Below are 26,489 nucleotides of genomic sequence, written 5' to 3'. Positions count from 1 at the left end.
CGCCCCCGCACAGCCTGAACCGGCGCAGCCCGCGCCGCCTCCTCCGAGCGCCGCCCAGCCGTATCCGTATCCGTATCCGTATCCGTACCCGTATATCTATCCGTCCCAGCCCTACCCGCCCGGGCCACCACCGTTCATTCCCCCGCCGGCCCCCACCGCTGGCGCGCCGTCGAAGCCAGCGGCTCCGGTGAAGAGGAAGCCGCGGAGCGTGCCCTTGTCCGTGTTTCGCTTCGGCTACGGCGCCTACGGGAGCGGCACGCTGGACTTTCAGGGCCAGTGCGCCGGCAGCTGCCCGCTGTCCTTGCGCGCCGGGAGGGAGGACGTCGACGATCACACGCCGGTGCTGCTCGGCTTCGATCTGATGTTCGGGCCCGAGCCCGTGAGCCTCGGGTTTGGCTTCTGGTTCACCACGGGCACGACCCTCGAAGGACGAGAGCCCACCGTGCCGGAGCGGGGCATCGGCTGGGAGTTCGCGACCCCGTTCATGCTCGGCGCCGCGCTCCCCGTGACGGAGTCCCTCGCGCTCCGATTGGGCGCCTTCGCCGGTCCGGAGTTCCTGTTCGCGCACGACGGCAGCGCGCAAGGCAGGGACGGCGAGGCCTACGAGAGCTTGTGTGATGACTTGCGGGCCAGCGGGCAAGTCAGCGAGTGCGACGTGACCTATCCGACCCGCTTCAGCTGGATCTACGGACTCCAGGCCGGCCCTGTCTTCCGCACGTCGCGCCTCAACACCATCGGCGCCGAGCTCCTTGTCCAGCATGTCGATTATCGGCTGTTCGGGATCGACGCGGAGGGGCCGAGCTGGCGAGCGAAGCAGACGTACGACTACAGCGCGTGGAGGTTCTGGCTCATGGTCACCGTCGGGATAGGGAAATGACGTTGCGCTACGGGCTCTGGGCGATGACCCTGGCGCTGGTCGTCGGGTGTGCAGACGACGGCGGCGAGGCCCCGCCGCTCAGCTGCGGCGAAGGCCGCATCTGCACCTGCGCGCCGGGAGACGACCGGCCTGAATGCAATCCGTGCCAGGAGGGCTACCGGCCCGCGCTGGTCGGGTCCGACTGTGTCCCGACCTGCAACGCCCCCGACGTCGACTGCGGTGAGGCGGGAGTCTGCGAGGAGACGGCGAGCGGGGCCGCCTGTCGCTGCGATCCGGGGCACACGGGCGCCAGCTGCGAGCGCTGCGAGCCAGGGCTCACGCCCAACGACGCCGGCCAGTGCGTCGCCGCGCTCTCGGCGCCAGCGCTGCTGACGCTGTCCGTCGTCGGCTCCGAGCGCGTCCTCGGCGCGCTCGTCCCGCCCGGCTGGTCGTTCCGCCCTCTGGCGAGCGTGCCGAGCACCGTGACCGACGTCGCCTATGACGCGGGCTCCGGTCGCGTGTTCGCGCTGAACGGCGGGCGCCTGGCGACCCTCGACCTCGCTTCCGGCGCGGTCACGGATCTCACGAGCGCGGACGCCGATCTCGGGAGCGCGCTGTCGCTTGATCCAGCCGGAAACAGGGCGCTCTCCGCGTCGGCGAACGCCATTCACGAGATCGATCTCGAGACGTTCCAGGCCGAGGAGCTCTCGGCGGTAGGCGCTCGCGCGCTCGAGTACGACCCGAGCCGCGCGAGGATCCTCGGGCTGGACGAGGCGGGCGCGGCCTTCGAGCTCGCTGATTCCGCGCCGGAGCTCGTCGGTCGGACGCAGGGCTCCGACTGGCTCGCCATGGCCTTCGATCCCGGAAGCGCGCGCGCCTACTTGCTCGGCAGCGAGGCGGAGAGCCGTGAGGATCGACTCCTGCGGTATTGCGCCGGGGCCCTCACGCGCTTCGGCGCCGTCCCCGCGTGGCACGCGAAACGCGTCGTCGACGCCAGCGGCGGGAGCACGGCGCCGCTCACGCTGGCGTACGAGGGCGCGGATCCGGCGCTGATCGTGGCCGATCTGGGCACCCGGCCGATCGACGCGGTGACCATCGCCGTCGACCACCCCGACGCGGCCGTGTGTGTCGTCGACGACGGCGGCGGGGCGGCCGAGCTCGAGATAGCGCTGTCCGCGAGCCTCCGGGCCGGCTTCCTCCTTGTCGCCGCGCCGGGCCGAGCGGTGAGCGTCGACGCGACGGCGCGCCCCGCCGACGCGAGCTACAGCTTCATCGTCCACACCGACGAGGGACTCAGCGTCTCGGGGCCGCTCGAAGGCATCACCGAGCACGACACGGCCTCGTGGGAGGCGCTGGCCCTCGACAGCATCACGAACTTCCCCGAACGGCGCGCCGCCACCCTCGCGCTGATGGACTGGGCGTCTCAGGCCACCCTCGAGGTTCGCCTCGCGCACGAGCCAGCGGGCAACGCGCTTGCGTGGGTAGCGGAGGTGCCATGAGGGCCCTGCGCGTCTCCTGGCCGCTCCTGCTCCTCTCCGTTCAGGGGTGCGAGGACTCGGTCTCGGGCTTTCTGAGCTGCGGCGTCGAGATGTGCAGCGCCCGGCAGGAGTGCGTCAGCTCGGCTCTGGGCCCGACCTGCGTGTGCACCGAGGGGTTCGTCGGCACCGAGTGCACGACGTGCGCGTCCGGTTACAATCAGGTCGGCAACCGCTGCGCGCTCATCCCCCTCGACTGCGCCGTCAACCCGGAGCTGTGCGGTCCGCACGGCACGTGCGTCGCGGCTGCCGGCGCAGACGAATGCGCGTGCGAGGCGCTGTACGAAGGTCGGCTGTGCGATCAGTGCGAGAGCGGCTACCAGGACAACGACGCGAACGGCGACTGCCGCCCCACCTGCGCCGAGGCCCAGCTCGACTGCAAGGCGCCGAGCCGCTGCTCGGACGCGGGCGGCACGGCGCTGTGCGAATGTCCGACGGGGCACACCGGGGACGACTGCTCGCGCTGCGCGCTCGGCTATCGGGACAGCGGGACCGGCTGCGTGCCCACGTGCGCGGCCTCCGGCTTCACCTGCAGCACGAACCAGATCTGCGTCGACACGGAGACAGGCGCCCGCTGCGGGTGCGCCGAGGGGTACGGCGGGATCGGCTGCGCGAGCTGCGCCGAAGGCTACCTGCAGGATTCAACGACGGGCGCTTGCCTGCCCTCCTGCGACGGGGCCGGCGTCCGCTGCGGCGAGCACGGCAGCTGCGACGATTCGATCGGCTTCGCGCGCTGCGTCTGCGTCCTCGGATACACGGGGGAGCGCTGTGACCTCTGCGCCGCGAACTTCGAGCAGGGCGCCGGCGGGACGTGCGGCCGTACGCCCACGGCGAGCGAAACGCTGGTGATGGCGGGCTCCTTCGAGGGGCGTTCGGTGCTCGCCACGCTCGATCCGGGCTCGGGCAGCGCGCTGCCGCTGGCGGAGCTCGAGGTCACGGGGCTGTCGGGCGGCGCGACCCCGCGGGCGCTCTTCGTCAACCGCGCCGGGTCGATCTCGTCCTACTCGCTCGCGACCGGCGCCATCGAGGACGCCGTGGATGGCAGCGGCGCCGTGGGTCCGCTCACCTGGGATGGGGCGACGAACCGGCTCTACGCGCTCGGTGGACCGAGGTCGTTCTCTCTGCTCAGCATCGATCCCGCCGCGAAGACGGTGGTGCCGCGGTTCGAGACGGGGCTGGCCGGGGCGGCGGATCTCGCCTTCGACGCCGCAAACCAGCGGGTGCTCGTGCTGCGCGACACGTTGTTCGCGGTGAGCCTCGCCGACGGCGCGGTGACCGAGCTCGCGCCGCTGCCCCCGGCCACGCTGGGCATCGAGATCGGCGCCGACGGCGCGCTCCTCGCGCTGTCGGCGACCGACGCGGACGAGGCCGCCGCCCGCGTGCAAGCCTGTCGCTCGACCGCGGCCGCGCTCGGTCTCAACGGCTACGCGGGCGCGACCGGCCGCTTCGTACAGCCGGACTCCGACGTGGACCAGGTGACCCTCGCGGCCGCGACGCCGGACAAGCTGGAGGTGCAAAGCTATCTGGGCCGAGGCGGCGACAGCGCCCCGCGGACCGTGCAGATCACCGCGGACAACCCCGACGCGTTCCTCTGTCTGGCCCTCGAGGAGGCGACCCTGGTCAGCGTGGCGGCCGGGGCGCGCTTTCGGGCGCTCGTCATCTACGCGGCGGACGACCCGATCGAGCTGCAGATCGAGGACGGATTCGCGGGCGGCGCGGCGCCCCTGATCCATCTGGGCGGCTACGCTCCCGCCTTCACGCGCCCGGATCGAGACGACATCGTTGTCTACACACCAGCGGAGTGGGCCGCGCGCGGGCTGGCCGTCGATCCGCGCTTCCACCGCCCGGGGCCCGGCGTCCTTCACACGCTGGACGGCGCGTTCGCCGTGAGATCGAGCGTGCCCCTCTCGGGAGGCGTCATTCCCGGAGGGCCGCTGGCCCGCTGGGAGCCGGTCGCGCCATGAAGCGGGCTCATTCATGACGTTCGAAGAAGTCGACGCTGCGACTCGACAGCTCGTCGAGAGAGCCAACGCTGCCAGGCCACTGCCCTGAGGCGACGCAGGGCGCGCCTGCTCCATCACCTCCGCCCCTGACGGCTCGCGGCGCTTCGATCTGGCCACGGCGCACGTGCGGGCACGTCCACGTCGAACGCTGCAACTGAGCGCCTGCGCTCACCAGAGAACACCGTCTCCCGACCCAGGGGAGCCCGGAGCTCTGGCGTGTCCGCCCACGTCGTAAGCGGCCGTACAACACGATGGCTTTGTTGCGTCCTCTTCCAAAGGGTCTTTGCGCCTCCGCCAGACACCGACGCTCTCGCGGTGGCGTCCAGCCCTCGCACCCGCGCTGTCGAGGAGGTCGGGGCCGGCGGGCCGGCCTGCCGGCCCGCCAGCGCAATAGAAAGATGCTGTATGTCCGAGTGTTCTTGCCTCGATTGATGTTTACTTGAGGCGTGACCCGAGCGTACCTTGGGCAAAGGCGACGCCCCTTGGGGAGAGGGGGCGTGCGAGCCGCGCGGGCGAGCGCTCGAGTGGCCTTCGTTGCCTGCGAGGGGAGGCGGTGGTGTCTCGAAAGAAGATCCTGCTGGTGGACGACTCGGAGACCGTCCTGATGATGGAGCAGATGATCCTCCGGAAGAGCTATGACGTGGTCACTGCCAAGGACGGCAGCGCGGCGGTGGCCAGGGCGCTCGCCGAGCGACCTGATCTGATCCTGCTCGACGTGATCATGCCTGCCATGGATGGATTCGAGGCCTGCCGGAGGCTGCGATCGGAGGAGGCGACGCGGGAGACGCCCATTGTCCTCGTCACGAGCCGAGGCGAGGTCTCGCACAGGGAAGAGGGGTTTCGCTGTGGCTGCTCCGACTACATCACGAAGCCCATCGACTCCCTGGAGCTCCTCGAGAAGGTCAAGAGCTGTCTAGGCGAATGAGGTGAAGACCGACATGTCGCGTGATGGACAAGCGGAACGCGGGGTGGAGCACGCGGTGCGCCGCGAGCGATCGTCACGAGCGCACGTGAGCGCGCTCGAAGGGCAGAAGAAGCGGCTCGCGCGGCGCGCCCGCGCGCTCGGCCGGCTGCTCGTCCGGGTCCGGAGGGCCCGCGGGCGCCTCGAGGCCCGCGCCGTCCGCGCCGAGGCGGCGCTCGCGCTCGCCGCCGATCGATGCGCCGAGGAGGAACAGCAGCGCTCGCAGCTCGCGAGCCTCTATGTCGCGAGCCGCCGGCTCCTGCCGCTCCGGACCCGTGAGGAGGCGTGCCGCGCCCTCCAGGACATCATCGCGAACCTCGTCGGCTCCGAGGAGATCGCCGTCTTCGAGATCGACGGCAGCGGGGCGGCGAGGGTCGTCGCGGCCTACGGCGTCGCTCCGTCGTCCGCCGTCCTGGTAGCGCCGGAAGAGGGCATCGTGGGGCGCGTGGCGCGGCGGATCGAGCCGTATTTCCGGCAGGGCGCCGCGCTCGGCAGCGACCCGGCCGCTCCCCAGGCCCCCTGCGCGCGCGGCGAGGGCGACGTCATGGCCTGTGTCCCGCTCACGATGGACGAGCGCGTGGTCGGCGTCATCGCCGTCTTCCACCTGCTCTCGCAGAAACCCGAGCTCGGGCCGATCGACAAGTGTCTCCTCGAAGCGCTCGGCACGCTGGCGGCCGAGCCGTTCTGCGCGGGGCGGGAGCGCTGCGGCGCCCTGGAGATGCGATGACGATGCTCAAGCCCCCGTCGCAGCGGTACGGCGCTGGACGAGCGCGGCTGAGCGCGCCCCCCCCGAGCAGCCCGCAGCCCCACTACCTCACGCCGGGCAACGTCTTCGCGTCGGGCGAGCCGACGATCATCACCACGATCGTCGGCTCGTGCGTCGCGATCTGCCTCTGGGAGCCGGCGCTCGGCGTGGGCGGCATGAACCACTACGTGCTCCCCAGCTGCCCCAACCTCACGCTGCCGCTCGGGCGCTTCGGAGACACCGCCTTTCAGCAGCTCCTCGATCGTCTGGCGGCCCTCGGCGCCACGCCCCGCTCGCTCCAGGCACGGATCGTCGGCGGCGCCTGCATGATCTCCGCCTTCCGGGAGCGGGACTCGCACCTCGGACACCAGAACGTGGCGGTCGGGGTCATGGTGCTGCGCGCCGCCGGGATCCGGGTCGTCCAGCAGGACACGGGCGGCAGCCAGGGCCGGAAGCTCATCTTCCGCACGGACGACGGCAGCGCCGCCATCCAGCCCCTGTGATCGCGATGGATGCCGAGCGGGCCGCGCTCATGCAGATGTTCGCTGCGGGACGGCCTCGAGGAGCTCGATCGGCTGAACACCAGGCTCGAGGAGGCGATCCGCCGCGCGCGCATGGTGCCTGTCGGCCCCTGGTTCCGGCAGTACGAGCGCGCCGTGCGCGATCTCGCCCGGTCGCACGGCAAGCTCGCGCGCCTCGTGGTCGTGCACGGCGACGTCGAGGTGGACACCGCGGTGATCGAGCGCCTCCGCGACGTGCTGACCCACCTCATCCGCAACGGCATCGATCACGGCCTGGAGCCGCCCGAGGTGCGGAAGGCGTGCGGCAAGGACGCGCGCGGGACCATCACCCTGCGCGCCACGCACGAGGGCGGCGGCATCGCGCTCCGCGTCTCCGACGACGGCGCGGGGATGAGCCGCGCCCGGATCGCGGCGCGGGCCAGCGTCCGCGACCTCTTCGGGCTCTCCGGGCCTGCGCCGGCCCGCGAGAGCGTGGTCGTGGTGGCCCACGAGGGGGGCCAGGCCGGCCTCGTCGTCGACTCGCTCGACGGCGAGGGCAGGACGGTCATCAAGCCGCTCGGCCGGCTCTTCCGCCGCACCCGGGGCATCACCGGATCCACGGCCCTCGCCGACGGCAGGCTCGCGCTGATCCTCGATGTGGACGCGCTGATGCACGACCTCACCCGCGGCCGCGCCGGCGGCGGCGCGCTCGCGCCCAGGGCTCGATGGCGGGCTCCCCCCTCGGAGGCGCGGGAAAGGGCGATGGATCCGGAGGGGAGGACACGATGAACCGGCTCAGGATTGCGCTGCGTCTCTCGCTCTCGCTCGCGTTCATGGCGATGCTCATGGTCGCCATCGCGATCTCGGGGCACCTCGGCCTGACCTCCGTCGCGGAGAAGACACACGAGATCCTGGTGTCGGACGTCCGGGAGCTCGCGATCGCGACGCAGATCGAGCGCGACCTCATGGAGCTCCGCCGCTACGAGAAAGACTGCTTCCTCAGCATCGGCGATCGCCCCGTCCAGCAGGGGTATCAGGAGAAATGGAACGAGATCGAGGCGCAGATCCAGCGCCGGCTGGACGAGCTCGACCGCCTCGTGACGCTGCCCCACGAGCGGGAGTCGGTCGCCGCGATGCGGCGCGACCTGGCGAGCTACATCGTCGGCTTTCGCCGCGTGATGCAGGAAACGCTCGCCGGGCAGGTGCCCACGGCCCAGGCGGCGAACGCCGTGATGACCGGCTACAAGGACGAGATCCACCGGTTCGAGGAGTCGGCCGAGGGCCTCGCCCAGGCGAGCACGAGGGACATGGAGGTGCTGCAGGCGTCCCTGAGCGGCGACGCGCAGCGCGCCTCGCGGGACATGGGCCTCATCGCCTTCGTGGCGCTGGCGGTCGGCGTGCTCGTCAGCGTCCTCGTCTCGCGCAGCATCACGGGCCCGCTGAGCTCGGCCGTGGGGCTCGCCAGGCGGATCGCCGACGGCGATCTGCGACACCGGGGCGTGGCCTCGGGCCGCGACGAGCTCGGGCAGCTGGAGGAGGCGATGGCGGAGATGGCGGACAAGCTCTCGACCGTCCTCCTGGAGATCCGCACGGGCGCGGAGTCGCTCGCCGCGGCCTCGACGCAGATCTCGGCCACCTCGCAGAACCTGTCGCAGGGCACGAGCGAGCAGGCGGCCGCGGTGGAGGAGACGTCGGCGAGCCTCTCGGAGGTGAGCGGCTCGATCCAGAAGAACGCCGAGAGCAGCCAGCAGACCGGCGAGCTCGCCACCGGCGCCGCGGCCGCCGCGGAGCAGAGCCTCGCGGCGGTCCAGCGCACCGTGGCCGCGATGCGCGACATCGCCGAGAAGGTCTCGATCGTGCAGGAGATCGCGTACCAGACCAACCTGCTCGCGCTGAACGCGTCGATCGAGGCGGCCCGGGCCGGCGAGCACGGCCGCGGCTTCGCCGTGGTCGCGAGCGAGGTCCGCCGCCTCGCGGAGCGGAGCCAGGCCGCCGCCAAGGAGATCGGCGCGCTCGCGTCGGCGAGCGTGCAGGTCGCCGATCGCTCGGGGCGGCTGCTCGAGGAGATGGCGCCCTCGATCCGCCAGACCTCGGCGCTCACGCAGGAGGTGGCGACCGCTTCGCTCAGCCAGGCCGACGCGGTCGGCCAGGTGAACAGCGCCATGCGCCGCGTCGACGAGGTGACGCAGCGCAACGCCGCGATCAGCGAGGAGCTCGCCAGCACGGCCGAGGAGCTCGCGGCCCAGGCGGATGCGCTCTCGGGCATGCTGCGCTTCTTCCAGGTGGGCGACGAGCTCGCGTTCCCCGAGCGCCCCCGCGTGCCGCGCGCCCCCGGCGCGGGCGACGCGCGGCGCCTCCCGCCGCCCTCCCGGGAGGGCTCCGCGGCCTCGCCGGGCGCCTCGAACGGCGCCGCCGTGCTCGCGACGCTCGCCCGGGCCAGGACGAACGGGGCCCTGCGCTCCCCCGCGGCGCTGCACGAGGACGCCGAGCTCGAGCGCTTTCCGCCGCGAGGCGCGGGTCGGGCCGCCTCCGCGCGCGCGGAGGTCCCGTGAGCGCCGCGCCGGAGCCTCGATCGTCGCAGTACATCTCGTTCTTCGTGGGCGGCGACGAGCTCGCGCTGGACATCCTCCGCGCGCGGGAGATCGTCGAAATCACCGCGATCACGCGGGTGCCGAGGATGCCGCAGGCCGTGCTCGGCGTGCTCAACCTGAGGGGGCGCGTGATCCCGGTCATCGACCTCGCCGTCCGGCTCGGGCTCCCGGCGTCGGTGATCGCGCGGCGGAGCTGCATCCTCATCGTCGAGACGGAGTTCGACGGCGAGCTCACCCGGATGGGCCTCTTCATCGACGCCGTGGGCGACGTCGTGGACCTCGACGCGGCGGCGATCGAGCCGCCGCCGCCGTTCGGCGCGCGGGCCCACCAGGGCCAGCTCATCGGCCTCGGCAAGGTGGGCGAAAGGCTCCTCCTGCTGCTCGACATCGACCGGATCCTCTCGCCGGAGGAGCTCTTCGCGGCCGCGTCGCTCGAGGCCGAAGGCGGCGCCCGCGCGGCGCTGCCGGGCGCGCCGCCGCAGGGCGAGCTCGCGGGGGCCGGCGCGCTCGGCGCCGGCGAGGGCAAGCCGCGGCCTTCCCCGTGGGCGTCCGCTGCCAGAGGGGGGGAGCAGCCGTAGCTGCTCGGTTCACGACGCGGTGGCACGCGCGCCGCTCATCCTGAGCGACAACGTTCGCGCTCAGCGGCGAGGGCGATGCAGAGCCCCGGCCTCGTCCGCCGCAGCGGGTTGTCCGGCCACGCCGGCCGCAGCGACGCGCAGCTCGGACATCGCTTCGTTGAATGCGGGACTACCTGGGGCGCAGAGCGCTACTTTCCGCGGCCCCGACACCGGATTGCTCTCCAGCGCGCGGATGGCGCTCTCGATCGTGTCGAAGTGAGCGAACCACCGCCTTGCGGCTGCCACGACCCGAGGGGCCAATAGCCGAAGCACCTCGACCTGCTCCGATTCCGACAGGCGAAACGACCAGGGTAGTTCCTCCCAGTTGAACGAATGCCCCGGCTGCGTGCGGAACTGGCAATGCCAGGGAGCCGGATTGTTTCGAACGGCCTTGCGCAGCCCACAGCCAAACTCGACCTGGAAGATGCCGGCGCGAGGGCAATGAAACCAGACGACGTCGACGAAGTACGGGCGAAGCCGCCACATGGCACGGCCCGGGTTGTGGAACCCGAGATCGGCAAGTCGCGGGCCGACGATCCGCGAGATCAGAGGCTTCACTTCAGCCCATGAAAGCATCGCCTCCCCTTTCCTGCCGAACGGGGCCTCTGCCGCGAGCGGGGACGCGCGCTCACCCTCTCATCGGCAGCAGGCCCAGGTCGGCCAGCGTCGGCGACACCGAGAGCCACCGCGATCACGGGTCGTCTCCGGGCTGGAGCGGAAACTCCAACGTTCGGAGGAGATCGAGGATGAGGTCGATCTGGCGTTCGGCCGGCGCGAGCACCAGGCGATCGGGACCCGTGGTGCGCTGGAGATCCCACGCGTCCGGGTATCGATGCTCGACCCAGCGGTCATCGGGTGCCAGCGAACCGAGCTTGTAGGGTTGTACATTCATGGATAATGGCCTCAATCGAGCACCGCCGGGGCGCTCACGTGGACGTGTTCGACCGGGATCCCGCGGGCCTCCAGCTCGACCAGCAGCGCACCGAGGTCGGCTGCCGACCCGGGCAGGCGCTCGATCTCGCGTCCATCCAGCGCGAAGAGCCCCAGCGCGTCCTCCAGCATCTTCGACTCCGTCCAGTTGTCATTCCGCGCGAAGCGCGCGCGCACGATGATCCCCAGCGCATGGATCGAGCACGTGTCGCCTCGCCTGACATGGAGGGCCCCGTCCGAGAGCGACACCACGCACGGGACACGACTCCGGGGAACGAGACCGCGACGCTTGGCAATGAAATGCCACGGGATGAGCGCGAGCAGAGGCAGGAACGGTCCGACAACCGCAAGGACGTAGACGCCTGCGCGGAGCCAGCCAGGTGAGCGATCATTCAGGACGATGGCGAGCCCAGCCACGCTGATCGTCAAAGCGGCAAGCACCTCCTTCCAGCGCCACCAGGACTCTCTCGCCATTCGCGCGCCTCCCCGGGCACCTCTACGTTCCCTGTCCTCCTACCGTGGGCCCCCTCGCTCGCGCTGCGTCGCGTTCGAGCGCACGTCACGCTGGTCCGCCCGGCGCTCGGCTTCAGCGGCGGCGCGAAGCGCCGTCCGCCGCAAACCGCCGTCAGGCGCTCCACCCGTCAAGTCTGTGGCTTCTGGCATCGTGGATCCCATCTTCGATCCTCTGTTCCGTCGAGGTCGGGTCTGACCTCCCCGGACTCGTCAAATTGCCAGGCTGAATATCCATAGAAGAACCACTTCTTGATCGGGATCGGTCGCATCTCGCGGAGCTCCTCCGGCGTGTGATGCCAGTGAGGTGGAATCACCGAGAAGAAGAGGTCGTTCGCGATTCGCTTCGTTCGAAGGGACATCGACAAGAAACAGTGCTTGAACGTCCCTCGCGGCGCGACATCATCACAGTCCGGATGAGAGTAGAAGTACCGGACGCCTTGCATCACTTGCCCGATGTTGAGCGCCGTGTGCTTCGCGTACTCCTCCAGAAAGATTGTCAGCCTCATTTCTCTGTCCTCGGACAAGCGGCGCAAAGGTCAGAAGATTCGACCGAAGCCGCGGGACCAGCGCTGTCCAGTTCGTCACCTTGTGGGACCTCGCCCACACAAAATCTCACAGACCGGCTCTGCGCCGCAAGGCGCAAATGGTGTCCAGCGCGGTGGCGTAGATGCGCCTGACACCGGCGGCGATCGCCTTTCCGGGGGCCGCGAGCGCCGGCAGGACGGCCGGGCCGGAGGAGCCGCCGCGCGCGCCGAACGCCGGCGCTGCGGCGTGAAGCGGGGGCGAACACGAGAGCGCGCGTCGTGTCACGGCTCCCGGTAGCTCTCGTACTCCCAGCCGAAGTAGCGCCGGAGGTTCTCGACGCAGGCGGGCCAGGTCTCGGCCTCGCAGGACGCGACGGTCTGCTCGAGCCAGCGCCAGAGATCGTCGAAGTCGTACCGGCGCATCACGAGAAGGGGGCGGGTGGCCAGGATGCCATCGCGAGCCTCCAGCCGGTCCAGCCCGGCGGGCGTGGCCACCCTGAGGGTGAAGGAATCCGCGCCCGCCCCCTTTCTGGGCCCGATGTCCAGCATCACGAGCTCGGCGAACGCGTCGGGATCGTCGGGCGCCCATGTCCGGAGATTGGGATGCCCCCAGACGCCAGCGGAGCGGATGACGAGCTTCATGGTCGGGGAAAACGAAGAGCAAACCGGCCCTCTGGTCAAGGGCGTCAAGGGCGTCACGCGTGTTTCGCCGGTGAGGCGCTCGGCTCGACCTGCGCGCGAGGCGTGGAGCGCGGAGCCACTCCGGGAGTCAGCCAGCATCGATCCAGCCGCGCGCGTCGCACTCGTTGCAGGGGAGCTCGATTCCGAATCCGGGGGCCGGTTCAGCCACGCGTTTGCCGTTGCACTTCGAGCAGACCGACGACCCCGGAGGTGGCTGCGGGATCAGCTCGAGGAGCTCGACGATGCCCGTCTTCCGGGCGCCGGCGATCAGCGCGGAATGTGCGTGCAAACCGCCGACCTCGACGATCCCATCGCCGTCCCAGCCACGAAGATCCTCGAGAACGCGGCCGTCGGAGGTCAGGTAGGTCATCGGTCCCATGCCGGGGTCGAGCAAGAACGCGTCGTACTTGTCTTCAACCTCGTCCTGCCAAGAGTTCATGGCCGCGACGTACTGCCCGGCCGCCTGATCGACGGAAGAAGCTCCGGAGAAGAGGTGTCGAATGGAATCGATGAAGTTGCCGCCCGCCTGCTCGCGCGGCGCGCCGGAAGCACTGCGGGTCGCCCGCAGCTGACGTTGTTCAAGACGTCGAGCGCGCAGGCGTTCGAGCAGCGGCGGCGGGATTTCGAAGGGCATGCGAGGACGGTTCACTCCGGTGAAATCGACGTGCCGCGCGAGGGGGAGCGCGAGGACCCCAGCCCTCGCTTGACCTCCGCGGGTCACCCGGGGACCATGCCCGCGGCTACCGGGACGGGTGCCGGGGGCACCGCCGATGGGAGGGAGCACCACATGATCGACCTGTACACGTGGACCACGCCGAACGGCTACAAGCCCGTCATTCTCCTCGAGGAGCTCGGGCTCCCCTACCAGATCAAGCCCATCGACATCGGGTCCGGCGCCCAGAAGACGCCGGAGTACCTGCGCATCAACCCCAACGGGAAGATCCCCGCGCTGCAGGATCACGACCACCCGAACGGGCCAGTCACCGTCTTCGAGTCGGGGGCGATCCTCATCTACCTCGCCGAGAAGACGGGCAAGCTCTTGCCCGCGAGCGAGCCGGGCCGGTCGCGCGTCATCGAGTGGCTGATGTTCCAGATGGGCGCGGTGGGGCCGATGCTCGGCCAGCTCGGCCATTTTCGCAGCGCCGCTCCAGAGAAGATCCCCTACGCGATCGAGCGCTATCAGAACGAGCAGGACCGCATCTACAAGGTGCTCGACGGCCGCCTCGCCGAGTCCGAGTACCTCGCCGACGAGTACTCGATCGCGGACATCGCCACGTTTCCGTGGATCTCCGGGGCCGCGCGCATGGGGGTCGCGATCGAGCCCTATCCGAACCTCGCGCGCTGGGAGCAGGCGATCAAGGCGAGGCCGGCGGTCGCCCGAGCGCTCGCGGCGAAGATCAAGCCCTGAACGCCGCGCGCAGGTAGAACCTGCAGCAAAGCGCCCGGCGCTCGCGTACACTCCTGGCGCTCGGCATGGATCAGCCCGTCCCCGGGGACAGCAGGGCGCAGCAGGCAGACGTCGCGGGCGCGCTCGCGGATCGGGCCTTCGACGCGCTCGGTGTCCTGCTCCGCGGCTTCGAGGACGCGGCCGAGCGCGACGGGGCGAGCGCGCTCGAGGACGCGCTCGCCCGCGGCCCGGAGCACCTCCACGGCGGCCTGCTCACCGCGATCCTCCGGCTCGTGTTCCTGCTGCACGCCGAGGACCGCGGGCTCCTGCCGGCCTCGGACCCGTACTACGCGGCGCACCTCGGCGTGCGCCCGCTGTTCCAGCAGCTCGCGGCGGAGCGCGGCGAGCGCCCGGGCGCGTTGCGGCGGCGCTTCGGGGCGTGGGCGCGGCTCACCGCGCTGTTCCGCGCCGTCTTCCACGGGATCCGCCACCCCGAGCTGACCCTGCCGGCGCGGGGAGGGCAGCTCTTCGACCCCGAGCGATACCCGTTCCTGGAGCACGCGGCCCTGGACGACCCCGCGGCGCCGCGCGCGCCGTCGGTGGACGACGGCACGGTGCACGCGGTGCTCGAGCGGCTCCTCGTGCTCGATGGGCGCCCGCTGTCGTACCGGGCGATCGACGTCGAGCAGCTCGGCGGCCTCTACGAGGCGCTCATGGGCTACCGGGTCGAGCGCGCGGCCGGGCCGACGGTGTGCCTCCGGCCCGACAGGGTCTGGGTGGGCGCGGCCGAGGCGCTCGCGCAGCCGACGGCGCGGCGGGCGGCGTGGCTCGCCGAGCGGGCGGGCATCTCGCGGCGGGAGGCGGCGAGGCTCGGGGGGGCGCTCGTCGCCGCGGAGACAGCGGCCGGCGTCCTCGAGGCGCTCGGACCGCTGCGCGCCAGGGACACCGACGTGCTCGGGGCGGGGCGGCTGTTCCTCCAGCCGATCGCCGAGCGGCGGCGGACGAGCTCGCATTACACCCCGAGGAGCCTGTCCGCGCCGATCGTCGCGCGGACGCTCGAGCCGCTGCTCCGGCAGCTGGGCGAGGAGCCCGCGTCCGAGGCGCTCCTCCGGCTCGCGATCTGCGATCCGGCGATGGGCTCCGGCGCGTTCCTCATGGAGGCGTGCCGGTACCTGGCCGACCAGGTGGTGGCCGCCTGGACGCGCGAGGCCGCGCGCGGCGACGCGGCGGCGGCGGCGCGGCTCGCCCTGCCGGGCGAGGGCGCCGTGAGCCACGCGCGGCGGTTCGTCGCGCGGCGCTGCCTCTACGGCGCCGACAAGAACCCCTTCGCGGTGAGCCTGGCGAGGCTGTCGCTCTGGCTCGTGACGCGCGCGCAGGACGAGCCGTTCACGTTCGTCGATCACGCCCTCCGGCACGGCGACTCGCTCGTCGGCCTCGACCTTGCCCAGCTGCGCGGCTTCCACTGGAAACCCGCGGCGCCAGCGCCGCCGTTTCGCGAAGCGATCGACGTCGCGGTGGCGCGGGCGCTCGAGCTGCGGCGGCGGCTCGCCGAGGAGGCGGAGCATCCGGCGAGCCTGCGAAACCCGGGAGGGCCGGGCGTCCCGGAAGGCGACGAAGCGCAGCTCCCGGCGAGCCTGCGATACCCGGGAGGGCCGGACGTCCCGGAAGGCGACGACGCCGGCGCCGCGCGCCGGCGAGCGCGGCTGGCCGAGGAGGCGGACGCGGCGATCGCCCGGGCGCGGCTGCTCGGCGACCTCGTCGTGGGGGCGTTCTTCGCGCACGAGAAGGACCGTGACCGGCTGAAGGAGCGCGATCGGCGGGCCGAGCTCGCGATCGCGTGGCTCCGAGGCGGCGGTCCGCCTTCGGAAGAGCTCCTGTCGATGCAGCGGGCGCTCCGCGAGGGGACGCCCGGGGGGCCCCCGCCGCTGCCTGCGTTCCACTGGCCGCTGGAGCTCCCGGAGGTGTTCGAGGAGCCGCGCCCGGACGAGCCCAGCGGCGCCCGCGAGCCGCGGCCGGCGCGGCTCGGCGCGTTCGTCGGGAACCCGCCGTTCCTGGGCGGGAAGCGGATCTCGACGGATCACGGCGAGCTCTACGCCGCGTGGCTCGAGCAGCTGCACGGCGCCACGAAGAACACCGATCTGGCGGCCCACTTCTTCCGCCGCGCGGCCGCGCTGCTCGGGCGCCGCGGGACGGTGGGGCTCATCGCCACGAACACGATAGCTCAGGGCGACACCCGGCGTTCGGGCCTCAGGCCGCTCGTCGAGGCGGGGGGCGCGGTCATCTACCACGCCGTGCGCAGCGTCCCGTGGCCGGGAGACGCCGCGGTCCACGTCGCCGTCGTGCACCTCGCGCTGGGCATGTCGCCGGGCGACGGCGTGCCGCCGCCGCGGCTCGACGGCGTGCCCGTGGGCCACATCAACTCGCACCTGCGCGCGATGCCCGAGCGCCCCGACCCGCGCCCGCTCGGGGCCAGCCGGGATCTGTGCTTCATCGGCTGCTTCCTCCGGGGCGACGGCTTCGTCCTGACCGACGGCGAGGCGCAGGCGCTCCTCGCGGGCGATCCTGCGGCCGGCGAGGTGCTCCGCCCGTTCCTCGGCGGCGAGGAGGTCAACTCGTCCCCTTCGCACAGCCCGCACCGTCACGTGATCGACTTCGGCGAGCGCGGGCTCGAGGAGGCCGGCCGGTGGCCCGCGCTGCTCTCGATCGTGCGGACCCGGGTGAAGCCGGCGCGGGATCGCCTGAAGGGCACCGGCATCGACGCGGGCCACCGGGCGCGCTGGTGGCAGTTCGCCAACACGCGGCCTGAGCTCCGGCGCAGGATCGCGCCGATCGAGCGGTGCCTCGTCGCGGCGCGGGTGACGAAGCACCTGTGCTTCGCCTTCCAGCCCGCGGGCCGGACGTTCTCGGACCAGCTGTGTGTGTTCGCGATCGACGACCATGCGCGCTTCGCCGTCCTCCAGTCGCGCGCGCACGAGGCGTGGGCACGGCTGCTCTCCTCGACGATGGGAGAGGGCCTCCGGTACGCGCCGTCGGACTGCGTGGAGACGTTCCCCTTCCCTCGCCCGGACCACCTCGCCGAGGGCGGCTGCGTCGAGGCCGCCGGCGAGCGCCTCTACGCCGCCCGCGCGCGGTGGATGCTGGCGTCACGGCTGGGGCTGACGGAGACGTACAACCTCATCAAGGACCGAGGCTGCAAGGAACCGAGCATCGTCGAGCTGCGCGCCCTCCACGAGGAGATGGACCGGGCCGTCCTGGCGGCCTACAGGTTCGACGGCATAGAGGTCCCCCCGTACGCGGAGCCCGCGACGCCGGGAGAGCGGCAGGCGCGGAGCGCGTTCGAGGACGCATTGATCGACAGGCTGTTCGCGCTGAACGCGGCGCGCGCCACGGAGGAGAAGCAGGCTGGAGCAGAGGGCGGGTCGTGACGGAGAACGCCAAGAAAACGGGGTATGCCATTCGTGTTCTCGGAGCGACGCTTCTGTTCGTCCCTGCCTTTGGCTCTGGCGTACTGGTCGGCAGGTCCCTCCTGGACCGGAGGCCGCCTGCGAAGGAGAAGGGAGCGGATCCTGCTTCGGATCCCTGGATGCGGAGAGGCCGGCGAGAGCTCGCTGCATGTCGAGAAGAACTGGTAGCCCGTTCGGAGCCGCGAGCGCCCGCCTCGTCGGCCGAGGCTCCTCCGGGGGAAGAGAGACAAGACACTCCCGAACGAGCGGCCACCGTGGATGAGCTCGCGGTGGAGCTAAAACGGTGCAGGAAAGGCGAGATCCTGGTCGACGCTGAGCTTTGCATCGCCGCGGCTCGCCAGTTCAAAGCGCTGATGGCTTTGCCCAAGGATGGGTTGATGTGCGGGCCGAAGTCCAGGTCTGCCGATCTCATCGAGAAGAACTTCGAGAGCTGCGCTGCGCTTTCGGACATTCCCGCGGATCTTCGCTCGAACGACCTCACCAAGGAAGAATCGAGCCTCATCGCGGACGCGATCCGGGTTCGTGAGACGCTCACCGAAGATGATCTGCTCCGCAGCCTGAAAGAGTTCGTCTGGACGTGCACGGAGACGCCCCCGAAGCTGCCTCCGATGCCGAAGCAGGCACCGAAGCCTCAGGGAGATTGACGCATGAGCGAACGCACCAAGAGCGCTGACCTCATGGTTCATCTCCTTATCGCGGTGGCCGCGCTCGGCCTCGTCTTTGGTGGTGGCGTGCTGGTCGGCTGGGCGACGAGGGAGCGCAGACCTCCAGCCATGGACAAGAGCGCGGCGTCCATCCCTGATGCGGAGGTGAAGCGAGCGCTCGCGGCGTGCCGACGAGAATTGAGAGCGCGCGCGAAACCGACAGCCATCCCGCCGGCCACGGCGGCGTCTCCTCCGGGAGAGACGGACGACGCCGGATTGGAGAAGACCGCCAAGGTCGAGGCGCTGCAAAAGGAGGTAAAGGAATGCATAACACGAGAGACCTTGGCCAATGCCCATGTTTGCGGCACCATCACAGATCACAGCAACTTGCTGTTCGTCTTGACATACAGCGCGTCATGCGTGGACGAGGCGGGGGTTGGAGAGTTTCTCGTCAATAGCCTCGAAAAGTGCTCAAAATTCGAGGGCTTTCCAGAACATCTGAACGAAGACGAGCTAACGCAAGACGAAAAATTCAGAATCTCACAGTCACAACAAAACCGCGCAATTAAAACAAAGAACAACCTGACCAACGAGGTGCAAGAGACATTCCGCAGATGCCGCAAAAGATTCGGACTGTCTGCCGAATGAACGGAGGTGATCACAATGTCATCTCCCAGGCCGTCTGGGTGGGTGGGGCGGCTTCGACGGGTGAACGGACCAGGTCGAAGGAAGGCCGGTGCGTTTGCGTGTCGCGCGCGTGGTCGTCCAGCTTGTCGAGCGCGAAGGTCAAGGCGCCCCAGAGCCGCCACCGAACGGGTATCGGGCCACCAGAGAACTCGATGGGTGAGCGGAGCTCTAATCCGATCGCAACCTTATGACTCCATATCGCCAGCTCGCTGCCCCGGACCGCGAGCGAGGGAACAGCGTTGACGACAGCATTCTTACCGCCGACCATGATCCCCAAGTTCGCTTGCGCGTGCTTGTTATGAAGAGCGTAGAACCGCACACCGCCGAAATACGCAATCGACAGAGGAACGTCTGAGGACTGCGGCATAATGGCCGCCGACACAGCCCCCGTGAGCTGGATCAACGGCAGCGAGGTCTCCCAAAGGTTGATGTGGCCCGCGGTGGCGGGTGCGCCCGTGATGACACCGCTCACGGGTTCGTTCGACCTCTGCGAGCCCTGCCCCCGGGCGACCATTTGCAGAAGCAAGCCGCCGCGCCGATTGTCGAAGAGAGGGACCCCCACGCTGATGCTCGCTTCGCCGACCCCAGGAGGGAACACGGGAATCCCGCTGGCGCAGGGAGAGTATCGAATCTGCCTGTACCATAAGCGTGTCGTGGCGAGGAGCGGAATTCCCGCCACGCGCTCTCTCACTTGAACCTGCCCACCGCCCCAGAACCCGTTGAAGGGCTCGGGGGCCGTGCAGGGGGCTTCGTGGGCAAAGACCTTCGAGGGTCGGACGAAGGCGGAGGCGACGATGATGGCGGTCGCGAGGATGCGCGCAGGCATGACCATCACTACCCCCCTCACTCCTCGGGGAGGATCTCCACATCCTCCATCGGGTGCGCCGCTGGCTGTCCCCTCGGCGGGCAGACCAAGAAGCCTAACCCCGCATACACGGGCTGTCCATCGGGGCCGAACTCTTTGACGACGTCGGGGGGCTCAACGACTGCACAGTATCCCGACTCGAAGTAGGTAAAGTCCTCAGTGCACCAATTCTGGACGTCCAACATCAGAGAAACGTACTCCGAATAGGCAGCATTTTTACTCCGAACGTTCTCGCACTGAGTGCCATACCACTGTCCTCCGTGGAGGAGCGGCTTTCTAGAATAACTCCACCCCTGGCAACATTCGAGCAAGCACTCCGCTGGGATGCAGTGCTGATCGAACCAGTTCCCGACGATGGGCTGCGCCCTCTGCGGGTCATCGCCGAACGTGCAGCCCGCAACGGCGAGCGCCGCGGCAGTAGCGGCGATGACGGTGGATGCCGACCGAACCGCCGTCCGGGTGATCCAGGCAGCCACCCAGTTCCTCAATTCATGGCGCCACATGAGAAAATCTCCTCGAGGGGACGACACTCTGGACCTTGGCGTGCGTCGCGAACGGCCTCTCAACGCATCCGGCAAGCGCCTGCCCTCCCAGAGAGGCCCCTCCCAGACATAAACGACTGGCTCGGTCGCGGCAACGTTTGCGGCAGGTCTCGTCGAGCTCCGCAGCGACATTGCTGTCGAAGCCGAGGCACATTTCGGGACGAGCTCGCGTCGTCACACGCCGCCGCGTCGACCGCCCGCTCTCGGCAGCGCCGCCCTATCTCGCAGCCCGTGAAGCACAGACGGGGTCGGGCATCACAGCCGCTCGTCCCAAGGATTTCGCCCAGATGGAATCCTGCATTGCGTATTCCGGCGTATCCGGCCGCCCGTTCCGACCTGGCCCGGCCACTGCCTTGTCGACACCCTCCAGATCGAATTTCAACTCTCCGGCAAGGTGTCGACACCCTCCGGGGAGAGCTTCAATCCTCCCGGCAGACCCGGCGCGTCGACGTCTGACGCTGTGTGCCAAACGCAAGCCCTGCGAGAGCTCACGAAACCGCGTAGCACGCTTCCGGCGCCCGCACTCCCGACCGTTCCGCTAGCACCTCCTTCTTTCGCCCACACCACACGCACCCGCAGCCACACGTGCGCATGGCTGCGCCCAAGACACCGCGAGGGTCGAGCGCCACGCTCGTATCGTTGCTCGCGCCTGTCCGGCCGGTAGAGCATGGGGCGACTCTCACGCCGGAGCTGTCGCGCAGGGAGCTCGCGCGGCTGGAGCTGGAAATCAAGCAGCCTGTAGCGCTTCGGGTGGAGATCCTCCCCCATTTTGGATTCCCGGCCAGGCGCGGGGAGTGATAGTCTCATGGATCATGACAAGACTTCATTTCGCGACGCGTTGCTGCGCTGTGCTCGCAGCGCTCTGGCTGCCCGTCATCGCCTGTTCATCGGGCGGCAACGGCAACACCACGGGGAATGGCGCGGCCGGCCAGGGCGGCGGCGGCGCCGGCGGCAGCAGCGTCAGCAGCACCAGCACCGGTGACGATATCGGCGGCGAGATCGGGCTGACGAGCACGGGGCCGGGCGCCGACCCGCCGCCCGACGCCGGTCACCAGACGACCTGCGACGACGCGGGCAACTGCACCTGCATCAGCATCGCGTCGATCGGCCGCGAAGGCGTCTGGGGCCCGTGCAGCAGCGACAGCACCACGGCGCTCCAGGATTGGCTCAACACGCAGAGCACGGCCCAGGTCGACAACTACAACCGGGAGAAGCCCACGCTCACGGCGGAGTTTCTCGCCAAGTACGACGTGATCCTCCTCCAGTGGATGGTGACGAAGGGCGCCCAGAACGACGACGGGGAGCCGTGGCAGTTCTCGCCGGACGAGGTGAACGCGCTCAAGGACTGGGTCAACAACGGCGGCGGCCTCATCGCGCTGAGCGGGTATCAGTGCAATGGACAGGGATGCACCATCCACGACATCACGGCGACCAACCAGCTCCTCTCGTTCACGGACATCCAGTTCAATGCCGACGGTCTGATCGACCCTGCGCGGAGCGGCTGCGCGAACTGCAACTGCTGGGGCGGCTCGCTGCCGCTCGGAGGCGATCTCCCCGTAGCCGTGGGCACCTGGAACCAGGATACGCCGCTCGGCAGGAACATCCAGAGCGTGGGCGCCTACATCGCGCGCTCGATCAAATCGACGACCGCGACCGTCGACAGCACCGACGGCAGGAACAACTTCGCGGTGCACGAGGAGATCGGCAAGGGCCATGTCGTCGCGTTCGGGGACGAGTGGGTGACCTACTCGGGCCAGTGGCGCGGGACGGCCGCGTGCCTCAATCCGCAGATGTACACGGACCCGAACAGCCCCTGCTACGAGAGATCCGCGGCGCAGGTCTTCCAGATCTCGCAGTTCTGGTACAACGCGATCAAGTACGCGGCGTCGTCCGTCGAGTGCTTCACGATCGAGGACCCGGCCATCATCAATTGACGCCGCGCCGCGAGCGCGACGACGGCGGCTCATCGAGCGCGCCGCTCGTCGCGGACGGCCCGATCACACGGCGTGGAGCGTCCTCTTGAGCCCATGCCGCGGACGCCATAGGCGTTCACCACGCTTCTGGCCACGTTCTCCTATATCCGGACGTTTACGTGGTCGTAGTCGTGGCCGGCGCGCCGTGCATCGGGCCCTCGCCGTCACGGCGCCTTCGGGCGCGCGGCGAGGACCCGCGCCTTCAGCCAACCGTCGATCGCCAGGTCGATCTCCTCGAGCACGCTCTCCCTGGTCCGCCCCGCGGACTTGAGGAGATCGAGCGAGTGGTCGCCCCCCTCGATCACGTGCAGGCTGGCCCGCTGCCCGAGGCGCTTCAGGACGGGCCGGAGGAGCGCGAGATCACACAGCGGGTCGCGCGTGCCCTGGAGGAACAGGAGCGGCCCGGGGATCGCGGGCAGGTGCGCGTCCCGGAGCGGGGAGCGCTTGCCCGCGGGGTGGAGCGGATAGCCCAGGAACAGCAGCCCGTCCGCGCGGACGCCGCGGGCCGCGAGGAGCGACGCGATCCGCCCGCCCATCGATTTGCCGCCGATCACGAGGCGCTCCGGCCCGTGCTCGAGCACCCTCTCGATCGCCGCCTCGAACGCCTTCTCGAGGAGCGGCTGCCGATCGGGCGCCTTCCGGCCGAGCTCCTTGTAGACGAAATTGAAGCGGAGCACGGTGTGCCCGCGCGCCAAGAGCCGCCCGGCGACGTCGACGACGAGGGGCGCGTTCATGTCGTTGCCGGCGCCATGGCCAAGGACGACGGCCACGCCGGAGCGCTTCGCCCGCGTCCTCGGGACGTGGATCACGCCCGAGACAGGGCTGCTATCGACGATCGGGATCGAGATGGAGCGCTCGGCCATGAGGCCCATCCATGCCATGGACCGGCGCCGCTCGTCGAGACGCACGAGGGCACGTGCCCCGCTGGGACAGCCTGCGCCGTGAGCGTCGCCGCGGACATGGTCTCACCGCCGGAGAAGTGGATCTTCAACGGAGACGCCTTCTGAGATGCCGACAGGCTGTCTGGCGTGCTCACCGACGCCAGACACGAACAGGCTGGCACCATCATCTACCGGCATCCCCTCGCCGCCGACGCCTTCACCGCGACGTTCGATTTCCGCCTCGGCGACGGCGACGGGATGGGGTTCATGCTCCAGACGACAGGAGAGACGGCCGTGGGCGGGCCCGGCACGGGAGACGCCACCGCGCGCCAGGAGATCCGGAATGTGAAGATCACTTTCCCCTCTCCCCGCCGCCTCTGAACGCCGGCGCCAAAGGACGTTTCGTCGCGCGATCGTCGAGGTCTGCGGCGACCTCCTGCTCGTTCCGGGGAGCAGGTGCGCCCCAGCAGCAGGTGCACCCCAGGAGCACGGCGAGCCGCGTGTGGGGCGCCCTACCGACTCGGTCTCGGGCGCACATTATCCCCATGTCAAAATTCTCAAACGGCCCTGGAATTCCCTTCCGGAGCCCCTTATCCTTCGGGTCCGCCTCGTGAAGCTGTATGCTTGGGAGACAGCGGCCGATATACTGCCGGTTCGGCACCACCTCGGGTGCCGCCCGCGCGCGACGTGGCCCCGCGGATGATCAAGGCACCAGGTCGCGTGAGTTAGTAAATACATTTTACTTTGGAGCATGCGAGCATGAGATCAGCACCCTTTACACTTCTCCTCTCGGCATTCCTGTGTGCGGCCGGCTGCTCGGACGGCGGTGACGGCGATGGAGGGGAGACGACCGGCAGCGGCGGCGCGACGGGCGGCACCACCACCAGCGGCGGCACGACGAGCGGCACCCCCAGCGGCGCGACCACCGGCAGCGGCGACACGACGAGCGCCAGCAGCGGCGCGACCACCGGCAGCGGCGACACGACGAGCGCCAGCAACGGCGCGACGAGCGGCACCGGCGGCGGCGCGACCACCGGCGGTGGCACCGGCGGCGAGGGCACGGGCGGCAGCGATGGTACGGGCGGCGGCGCCAGCCCCAGAGTCCCCGCGGCGAGCGCCAGCACGCTGAGGGAGGCCGGTGAGAAGGCGAACCCCCCGCTGCTGATCGGAGCGGCCATCTCCGGCGGTGGTCTCGGTAACAACGACTACAAGCGCGTCGCCGCCGCCGAGCACAACTACGTGACGGCGGAGAACGAGATGAAGTGGGACTCGCTCGAGCCCAGCGCTGGGAATTTCAGCTGGGGCTCCGCGGACAACATCGTGAACTGGGCGCGCCAGAACAACATGAAGGTCAAGGGCCACACCCTGGTGTGGCACAGCCAGCTGCCTGGCTGGATGAGCTCGATGACCGGGAAGGCCAACGTCGAGGCGGCCATGCGCAGGCACATCGTCCAGGTGATGGGGCACTTCAAGGACCGGCTCGACCACTGGGACGTCGTCAACGAGGCCGTCCAGACCGACAGCGACACCGGGGTCGGCAATCCCCGCATGAGGCCCACGGTGTTCTACAACCAGATCGGGGAATCGTACATCGACCTCGCCTTCCAGATCGCGAGAGAGCAGGATCCGAAGGCCAAGCTCTATTACAACGATTACAGCATCGACGCGCGCAACGACAAGGTCGAGTTCGTCTACAAAATGGTCAAGGGGATGGTCGATCGGGGGGTCCCGATCGACGGCGTCGGGTTCCAGATGCACATCGGGCCGCCGAACAACGAGGCCGGTGGAGCGGACGTGGCGGCGAACATGAAGCGCTTCACCGACCTGGGCCTGGAGGTGCTGATCTCCGAGATGGACATCAACCGCTGCGGCGGCGTGGTCACGGCGGAGGAGCAGCTCACGTACTACCACGACATTGTCGCGGTCTGCTTCAAGGAGCCCAAGTGCACCGCCATCACCTTCTGGGGGATCAACGACGGCAGGTCGTGGCTCAACAGCTGGAGCGGGGCGCTGTGCAACGGGCAAAGCTCGCAGTCGCTGCTCTTCAACGACCAGTACGGGAAGAAAGAGACCTACAACAGGGTGATGAACGCCCTGCTGGGCAAGTAGCGTCCTCCGCGAGCACGGCGGCCACGGCGCCGGGGGGCCACCAGTTCACATTTCAGAGAAAATAAATTGAACAGGGAGGCGGGGAGACGGGGAGATTGATGGGATTTCACTCCCCGTCTCCCCGCCTCCCTGTGAATCTTCCCGAATAACTCGGGGGATCGGCCTCTCGCGCCGCGGGCTCCCCTCCGGCGGCCGGATGCGAGGACCATGACCTCGCTCGTCAGCACCTCCCTGGCGCCGGCGCGCCGGCGCGCCGGAGCCAGGGATCACCGGCTCACTGCGGGATCACGATCTGCTGGCACACGCCGCTAGCGCACACGTCGCTGTCCGAGCAGCAGTCCGTGCTGGCCGTGCACGCCTCACCCGACTCCTTGCATTCCCCGCCTCCACCCGGATCCTCACCTGCATCGCTGCCGCCGCCGCCGGCGGGCGGGTCGTCGCCCTCACACGTCGGCGTGGGGCACGGCCCCGGCGTCACGGTGACCGTGTCCGACGGGTACTTGCTCGGAGAGGCGTGCACATAGCTGATGGTCGCGTCGCCGAAGCCCGCCGCGCCGAACGCCGAGGCGCTCACCCACACGTCGTAGACAACGCGGTAATCCCAGTTCGGTGTCTCCGAATTGGGGGTGTAGTTCTCGTCCGTCTCCGGGGAGTCTTCGAGGTACGCGCCGTACCCGCACGCGTTGAGATCGCGGTCGAGCGAGGTGGTCGCCGCGACGACGGCGCCGGCGTCTCCGAGGAGCATCTTGCCCTCTCCGCCGACCACGCCGAGCGACGCATAACCGGAGGGGCTCGCCTCGTCGACCGAGATGTAGTCGACGTAGAAGTCGAGCACGAGCTCTCCCTTCCCGTTCGTCAGCTGGAACTGGGCCTTGTCGCTGCCCACGAGATCCTTGAACGTGTGGCCCCCGTGCCCCTTCGGCTTCGGCGCGTCACCGGGCTTCGGGCCGCCGGGCGCCGGGCCGCCAGGCTGCGCGCCGCCGGGCTCCTCGCCGTCGCCCCACCCGATGGCCGTCTCGCCATACGTGTTGTCGACGAACGCGGGGTTGAGCGTCAGCCGCACGTGCACGAGCTCCTCGCTCTCGGCGATCTCGACGACCCGCTCGACGAAGGCCATCGGGGTCGTCGGGTCGTTGTTCGTGTAATAACAGTCGACCTGCTCGGTCCCGTCCACCGGGACCCCCCGCGCGCTCGCGCCGCACGACAGCGGATCGAGGTCCGCGGTGATGGAATCGCCCGCGCCCGACATGCCGGATCCCGGGAAGCTCGGCGCCGGCGCGCCGCCCTCGTCGTCCGACGGGACGCAGTCTTCCCCGGAGACGATGCGGCCGTCCGCGTCTCCTGTGCCCGATAGGGAACAGCCCGAGCCGAAGGCCGCGAGCGACAACAGCCCACCACAGAACCACCCTGTCAACGCGAATGAACGCATCGGGATCCTCCCAATTGGAAAGCAAGCACGACCTGGAGCGCAGCCGGCGAAC

At 69.8% G+C, this 26,489-nt stretch carries 26 protein-coding genes; 16 read left to right on the top strand and 10 right to left on the bottom strand.

Features of this window, described 5'->3' with window-relative positions:
- The first annotated feature begins 208 nt into the window (after nucleotides 1-208).
- The 9 genes from WMF46_RS11910 (at nucleotide 209) to WMF46_RS11870 (ending at nucleotide 9,769) form a co-directional block, all read left to right on the top strand.
- Nucleotides 209-877 (top strand): hypothetical protein, encoded by a 669-nt coding sequence (locus WMF46_RS11910; protein ID WP_437551994.1) that lies wholly within the window; start codon nucleotides 209-211, stop codon nucleotides 875-877.
- Nucleotides 874-2,355, top strand: a complete 1,482-nt coding sequence (locus tag WMF46_RS11905) for a calcium-binding EGF-like domain-containing protein (protein WP_437985722.1) — start codon at nucleotides 874-876, stop codon at nucleotides 2,353-2,355. The genes WMF46_RS11910 and WMF46_RS11905 overlap by 4 nt, the downstream gene beginning before the upstream one ends.
- Nucleotides 2,352-4,355 carry a hypothetical protein gene (locus WMF46_RS11900; RefSeq protein WP_437985721.1) on the top strand — a complete coding sequence of 668 codons (2,004 nt, stop codon included), beginning with the start codon at nucleotides 2,352-2,354 and terminating at the stop codon, nucleotides 4,353-4,355. The genes WMF46_RS11905 and WMF46_RS11900 overlap by 4 nt, the downstream gene beginning before the upstream one ends.
- A gap of 595 nt (nucleotides 4,356-4,950) precedes the next feature.
- Entirely contained in the window at nucleotides 4,951-5,319 is a 369-nt protein-coding gene (locus WMF46_RS11895) for a response regulator (protein WP_437299247.1), read from the top strand.
- A gap of 85 nt (nucleotides 5,320-5,404) precedes the next feature.
- On the top strand, nucleotides 5,405-6,082 hold the full coding sequence (locus tag WMF46_RS11890) for a GAF domain-containing protein (protein ID WP_437985720.1): 678 nt from the start codon (nucleotides 5,405-5,407) through the stop codon (nucleotides 6,080-6,082).
- Nucleotides 6,079-6,603, top strand: a complete 525-nt coding sequence (locus WMF46_RS11885; protein ID WP_437908577.1) for a chemotaxis protein CheD — start codon at nucleotides 6,079-6,081, stop codon at nucleotides 6,601-6,603. The genes WMF46_RS11890 and WMF46_RS11885 overlap by 4 nt, the downstream gene beginning before the upstream one ends.
- A gap of 9 nt (nucleotides 6,604-6,612) precedes the next feature.
- Nucleotides 6,613-7,389 (top strand): chemotaxis protein CheW, encoded by a 777-nt coding sequence (locus tag WMF46_RS11880; RefSeq protein ID WP_437985719.1) that lies wholly within the window; start codon nucleotides 6,613-6,615, stop codon nucleotides 7,387-7,389.
- Nucleotides 7,386-9,152, top strand: a complete 1,767-nt coding sequence (locus WMF46_RS11875; protein WP_437985718.1) for a methyl-accepting chemotaxis protein — start codon at nucleotides 7,386-7,388, stop codon at nucleotides 9,150-9,152. The genes WMF46_RS11880 and WMF46_RS11875 overlap by 4 nt, the downstream gene beginning before the upstream one ends.
- Entirely contained in the window at nucleotides 9,149-9,769 is a 621-nt protein-coding gene (locus WMF46_RS11870) for a chemotaxis protein CheW (RefSeq protein ID WP_437985717.1), read from the top strand. Before WMF46_RS11875 ends, WMF46_RS11870 begins: the two co-directional genes overlap by 4 nt.
- A 60-nt stretch (nucleotides 9,770-9,829) precedes the next feature.
- Here WMF46_RS11870 and WMF46_RS11865 read toward each other — a convergent pair whose 3' ends face one another.
- The 6 genes from WMF46_RS11865 to WMF46_RS11840 form a co-directional block, all read right to left on the bottom strand.
- Nucleotides 9,830-10,366 (bottom strand): hypothetical protein, encoded by a 537-nt coding sequence (locus WMF46_RS11865; protein ID WP_437985716.1) that lies wholly within the window; start codon nucleotides 10,364-10,366, stop codon nucleotides 9,830-9,832.
- Nucleotides 10,367-10,499: 133 nt separating this feature from the next.
- Nucleotides 10,500-10,700 (bottom strand): hypothetical protein, encoded by a 201-nt coding sequence (locus tag WMF46_RS11860; RefSeq protein ID WP_437985715.1) that lies wholly within the window; start codon nucleotides 10,698-10,700, stop codon nucleotides 10,500-10,502.
- An 11-nt stretch (nucleotides 10,701-10,711) separates the two neighbouring features.
- On the bottom strand, nucleotides 10,712-10,990 hold the full coding sequence (locus tag WMF46_RS11855) for a hypothetical protein (protein ID WP_437985714.1): 279 nt from the start codon (nucleotides 10,988-10,990) through the stop codon (nucleotides 10,712-10,714).
- Between the two features lie 389 nt (nucleotides 10,991-11,379).
- Nucleotides 11,380-11,757 (bottom strand): hypothetical protein, encoded by a 378-nt coding sequence (locus tag WMF46_RS11850; RefSeq protein WP_437717141.1) that lies wholly within the window; start codon nucleotides 11,755-11,757, stop codon nucleotides 11,380-11,382.
- Between the two features lie 300 nt (nucleotides 11,758-12,057).
- Complete coding sequence (locus WMF46_RS11845) at nucleotides 12,058-12,417, bottom strand: immunity 8 family protein (protein ID WP_437915805.1); 360 nt, start codon at nucleotides 12,415-12,417, stop codon at nucleotides 12,058-12,060.
- A gap of 127 nt (nucleotides 12,418-12,544) precedes the next feature.
- A complete protein-coding gene (locus WMF46_RS11840) occupies nucleotides 12,545-13,090 on the bottom strand; it encodes a hypothetical protein (protein ID WP_437985713.1) in 546 nt (181 codons plus the stop codon).
- 153 nt (nucleotides 13,091-13,243) lie between these two features.
- Here WMF46_RS11840 and WMF46_RS11835 point away from each other — a divergent pair, with 153 nt between their 5' ends.
- The 4 genes from WMF46_RS11835 (at nucleotide 13,244) to WMF46_RS11820 (ending at nucleotide 18,599) form a co-directional block, all read left to right on the top strand.
- Complete coding sequence (locus WMF46_RS11835) at nucleotides 13,244-13,864, top strand: glutathione S-transferase family protein (protein WP_437985712.1); 621 nt, start codon at nucleotides 13,244-13,246, stop codon at nucleotides 13,862-13,864.
- A gap of 65 nt (nucleotides 13,865-13,929) precedes the next feature.
- Entirely contained in the window at nucleotides 13,930-17,268 is a 3,339-nt protein-coding gene (locus WMF46_RS11830) for a DNA methyltransferase (protein ID WP_437985711.1), read from the top strand.
- 293 nt (nucleotides 17,269-17,561) lie between these two features.
- Nucleotides 17,562-17,951 (top strand): hypothetical protein, encoded by a 390-nt coding sequence (locus tag WMF46_RS11825; protein WP_437985710.1) that lies wholly within the window; start codon nucleotides 17,562-17,564, stop codon nucleotides 17,949-17,951.
- Nucleotides 17,952-17,954: 3 nt separating this feature from the next.
- Nucleotides 17,955-18,599, top strand: a complete 645-nt coding sequence (locus WMF46_RS11820) for a hypothetical protein (protein ID WP_437985709.1) — start codon at nucleotides 17,955-17,957, stop codon at nucleotides 18,597-18,599.
- Nucleotides 18,600-18,609: 10 nt separating this feature from the next.
- Here WMF46_RS11820 and WMF46_RS11815 read toward each other — a convergent pair whose 3' ends face one another.
- Both WMF46_RS11815 and WMF46_RS11810 read right to left on the bottom strand, forming a co-directional pair.
- On the bottom strand, nucleotides 18,610-19,470 hold the full coding sequence (locus tag WMF46_RS11815) for a hypothetical protein (protein WP_437985708.1): 861 nt from the start codon (nucleotides 19,468-19,470) through the stop codon (nucleotides 18,610-18,612).
- A gap of 11 nt (nucleotides 19,471-19,481) precedes the next feature.
- On the bottom strand, nucleotides 19,482-19,979 hold the full coding sequence (locus WMF46_RS11810; RefSeq protein ID WP_437985707.1) for a hypothetical protein: 498 nt from the start codon (nucleotides 19,977-19,979) through the stop codon (nucleotides 19,482-19,484).
- An 878-nt stretch (nucleotides 19,980-20,857) separates the two neighbouring features.
- Between WMF46_RS11810 and WMF46_RS11805 the strand changes: the two genes are divergently transcribed.
- Nucleotides 20,858-21,979 carry a hypothetical protein gene (locus WMF46_RS11805; RefSeq protein ID WP_437985706.1) on the top strand — a complete coding sequence of 374 codons (1,122 nt, stop codon included), beginning with the start codon at nucleotides 20,858-20,860 and terminating at the stop codon, nucleotides 21,977-21,979.
- 203 nt (nucleotides 21,980-22,182) lie between these two features.
- Here WMF46_RS11805 and WMF46_RS11800 read toward each other — a convergent pair whose 3' ends face one another.
- Entirely contained in the window at nucleotides 22,183-22,881 is a 699-nt protein-coding gene (locus tag WMF46_RS11800; protein ID WP_437985705.1) for an alpha/beta hydrolase family protein, read from the bottom strand.
- 165 nt (nucleotides 22,882-23,046) lie between these two features.
- Here WMF46_RS11800 and WMF46_RS11795 point away from each other — a divergent pair, with 165 nt between their 5' ends.
- Nucleotides 23,047-23,280, top strand: a complete 234-nt coding sequence (locus WMF46_RS11795; RefSeq protein ID WP_437985704.1) for a hypothetical protein — start codon at nucleotides 23,047-23,049, stop codon at nucleotides 23,278-23,280.
- Nucleotides 23,281-23,658: 378 nt separating this feature from the next.
- Nucleotides 23,659-25,008, top strand: a complete 1,350-nt coding sequence (locus tag WMF46_RS11790) for an endo-1,4-beta-xylanase (protein ID WP_437985703.1) — start codon at nucleotides 23,659-23,661, stop codon at nucleotides 25,006-25,008.
- A 274-nt stretch (nucleotides 25,009-25,282) separates the two neighbouring features.
- Here the strand turns inward: WMF46_RS11790 and WMF46_RS11785 are convergent, their stop codons facing one another.
- Nucleotides 25,283-26,437, bottom strand: a complete 1,155-nt coding sequence (locus tag WMF46_RS11785) for a hypothetical protein (RefSeq protein WP_437985702.1) — start codon at nucleotides 26,435-26,437, stop codon at nucleotides 25,283-25,285.
- Nucleotides 26,438-26,489: the final 52 nt, after the last annotated feature.

Source organism: Sorangium sp. So ce117, from assembly GCF_051524395.1.
In the GTDB taxonomy this organism is placed as follows: domain Bacteria; phylum Myxococcota_A; class Polyangia; order Polyangiales; family Polyangiaceae; genus Sorangium; species Sorangium cellulosum_B.
This window is presented reverse-complemented; position numbering and strand designations above follow the sequence as displayed.

What these genes read in the sequence shown, in the direction of transcription:
- WMF46_RS11905 (WP_437985722.1), top strand. Translation starts at nt 874, where the DNA reads ATGACGTTGCGCTACGGGCTCTGGGCGATGACCCTGGCGCTGGTCGTC.
- WMF46_RS11900 (WP_437985721.1), top strand. Translation starts at nt 2,352, where the DNA reads ATGAGGGCCCTGCGCGTCTCCTGGCCGCTCCTGCTCCTCTCCGTTCAG.
- WMF46_RS11885 (WP_437908577.1), top strand. Translation starts at nt 6,079, where the DNA reads ATGACGATGCTCAAGCCCCCGTCGCAGCGGTACGGCGCTGGACGAGCG.
- WMF46_RS11880 (WP_437985719.1), top strand. Translation starts at nt 6,613, where the DNA reads ATGCCGAGCGGGCCGCGCTCATGCAGATGTTCGCTGCGGGACGGCCTC.
- WMF46_RS11875 (WP_437985718.1), top strand. Translation starts at nt 7,386, where the DNA reads ATGAACCGGCTCAGGATTGCGCTGCGTCTCTCGCTCTCGCTCGCGTTC.
- WMF46_RS11860 (WP_437985715.1), bottom strand. Translation starts at nt 10,700, where the DNA reads ATGAATGTACAACCCTACAAGCTCGGTTCGCTGGCACCCGATGACCGC.
- WMF46_RS11850 (WP_437717141.1), bottom strand. Translation starts at nt 11,757, where the DNA reads ATGAGGCTGACAATCTTTCTGGAGGAGTACGCGAAGCACACGGCGCTC.
- WMF46_RS11845 (WP_437915805.1), bottom strand. Translation starts at nt 12,417, where the DNA reads ATGAAGCTCGTCATCCGCTCCGCTGGCGTCTGGGGGCATCCCAATCTC.
- WMF46_RS11840 (WP_437985713.1), bottom strand. Translation starts at nt 13,090, where the DNA reads ATGCCCTTCGAAATCCCGCCGCCGCTGCTCGAACGCCTGCGCGCTCGA.
- WMF46_RS11835 (WP_437985712.1), top strand. Translation starts at nt 13,244, where the DNA reads ATGATCGACCTGTACACGTGGACCACGCCGAACGGCTACAAGCCCGTC.
- WMF46_RS11830 (WP_437985711.1), top strand. Translation starts at nt 13,930, where the DNA reads ATGGATCAGCCCGTCCCCGGGGACAGCAGGGCGCAGCAGGCAGACGTC.
- WMF46_RS11820 (WP_437985709.1), top strand. Translation starts at nt 17,955, where the DNA reads ATGAGCGAACGCACCAAGAGCGCTGACCTCATGGTTCATCTCCTTATC.
- WMF46_RS11815 (WP_437985708.1), bottom strand. Translation starts at nt 19,470, where the DNA reads ATGGTCATGCCTGCGCGCATCCTCGCGACCGCCATCATCGTCGCCTCC.
- WMF46_RS11805 (WP_437985706.1), top strand. Translation starts at nt 20,858, where the DNA reads ATGACAAGACTTCATTTCGCGACGCGTTGCTGCGCTGTGCTCGCAGCG.
- WMF46_RS11800 (WP_437985705.1), bottom strand. Translation starts at nt 22,881, where the DNA reads ATGGCCGAGCGCTCCATCTCGATCCCGATCGTCGATAGCAGCCCTGTC.
- WMF46_RS11790 (WP_437985703.1), top strand. Translation starts at nt 23,659, where the DNA reads ATGAGATCAGCACCCTTTACACTTCTCCTCTCGGCATTCCTGTGTGCG.
- WMF46_RS11785 (WP_437985702.1), bottom strand. Translation starts at nt 26,437, where the DNA reads ATGCGTTCATTCGCGTTGACAGGGTGGTTCTGTGGTGGGCTGTTGTCG.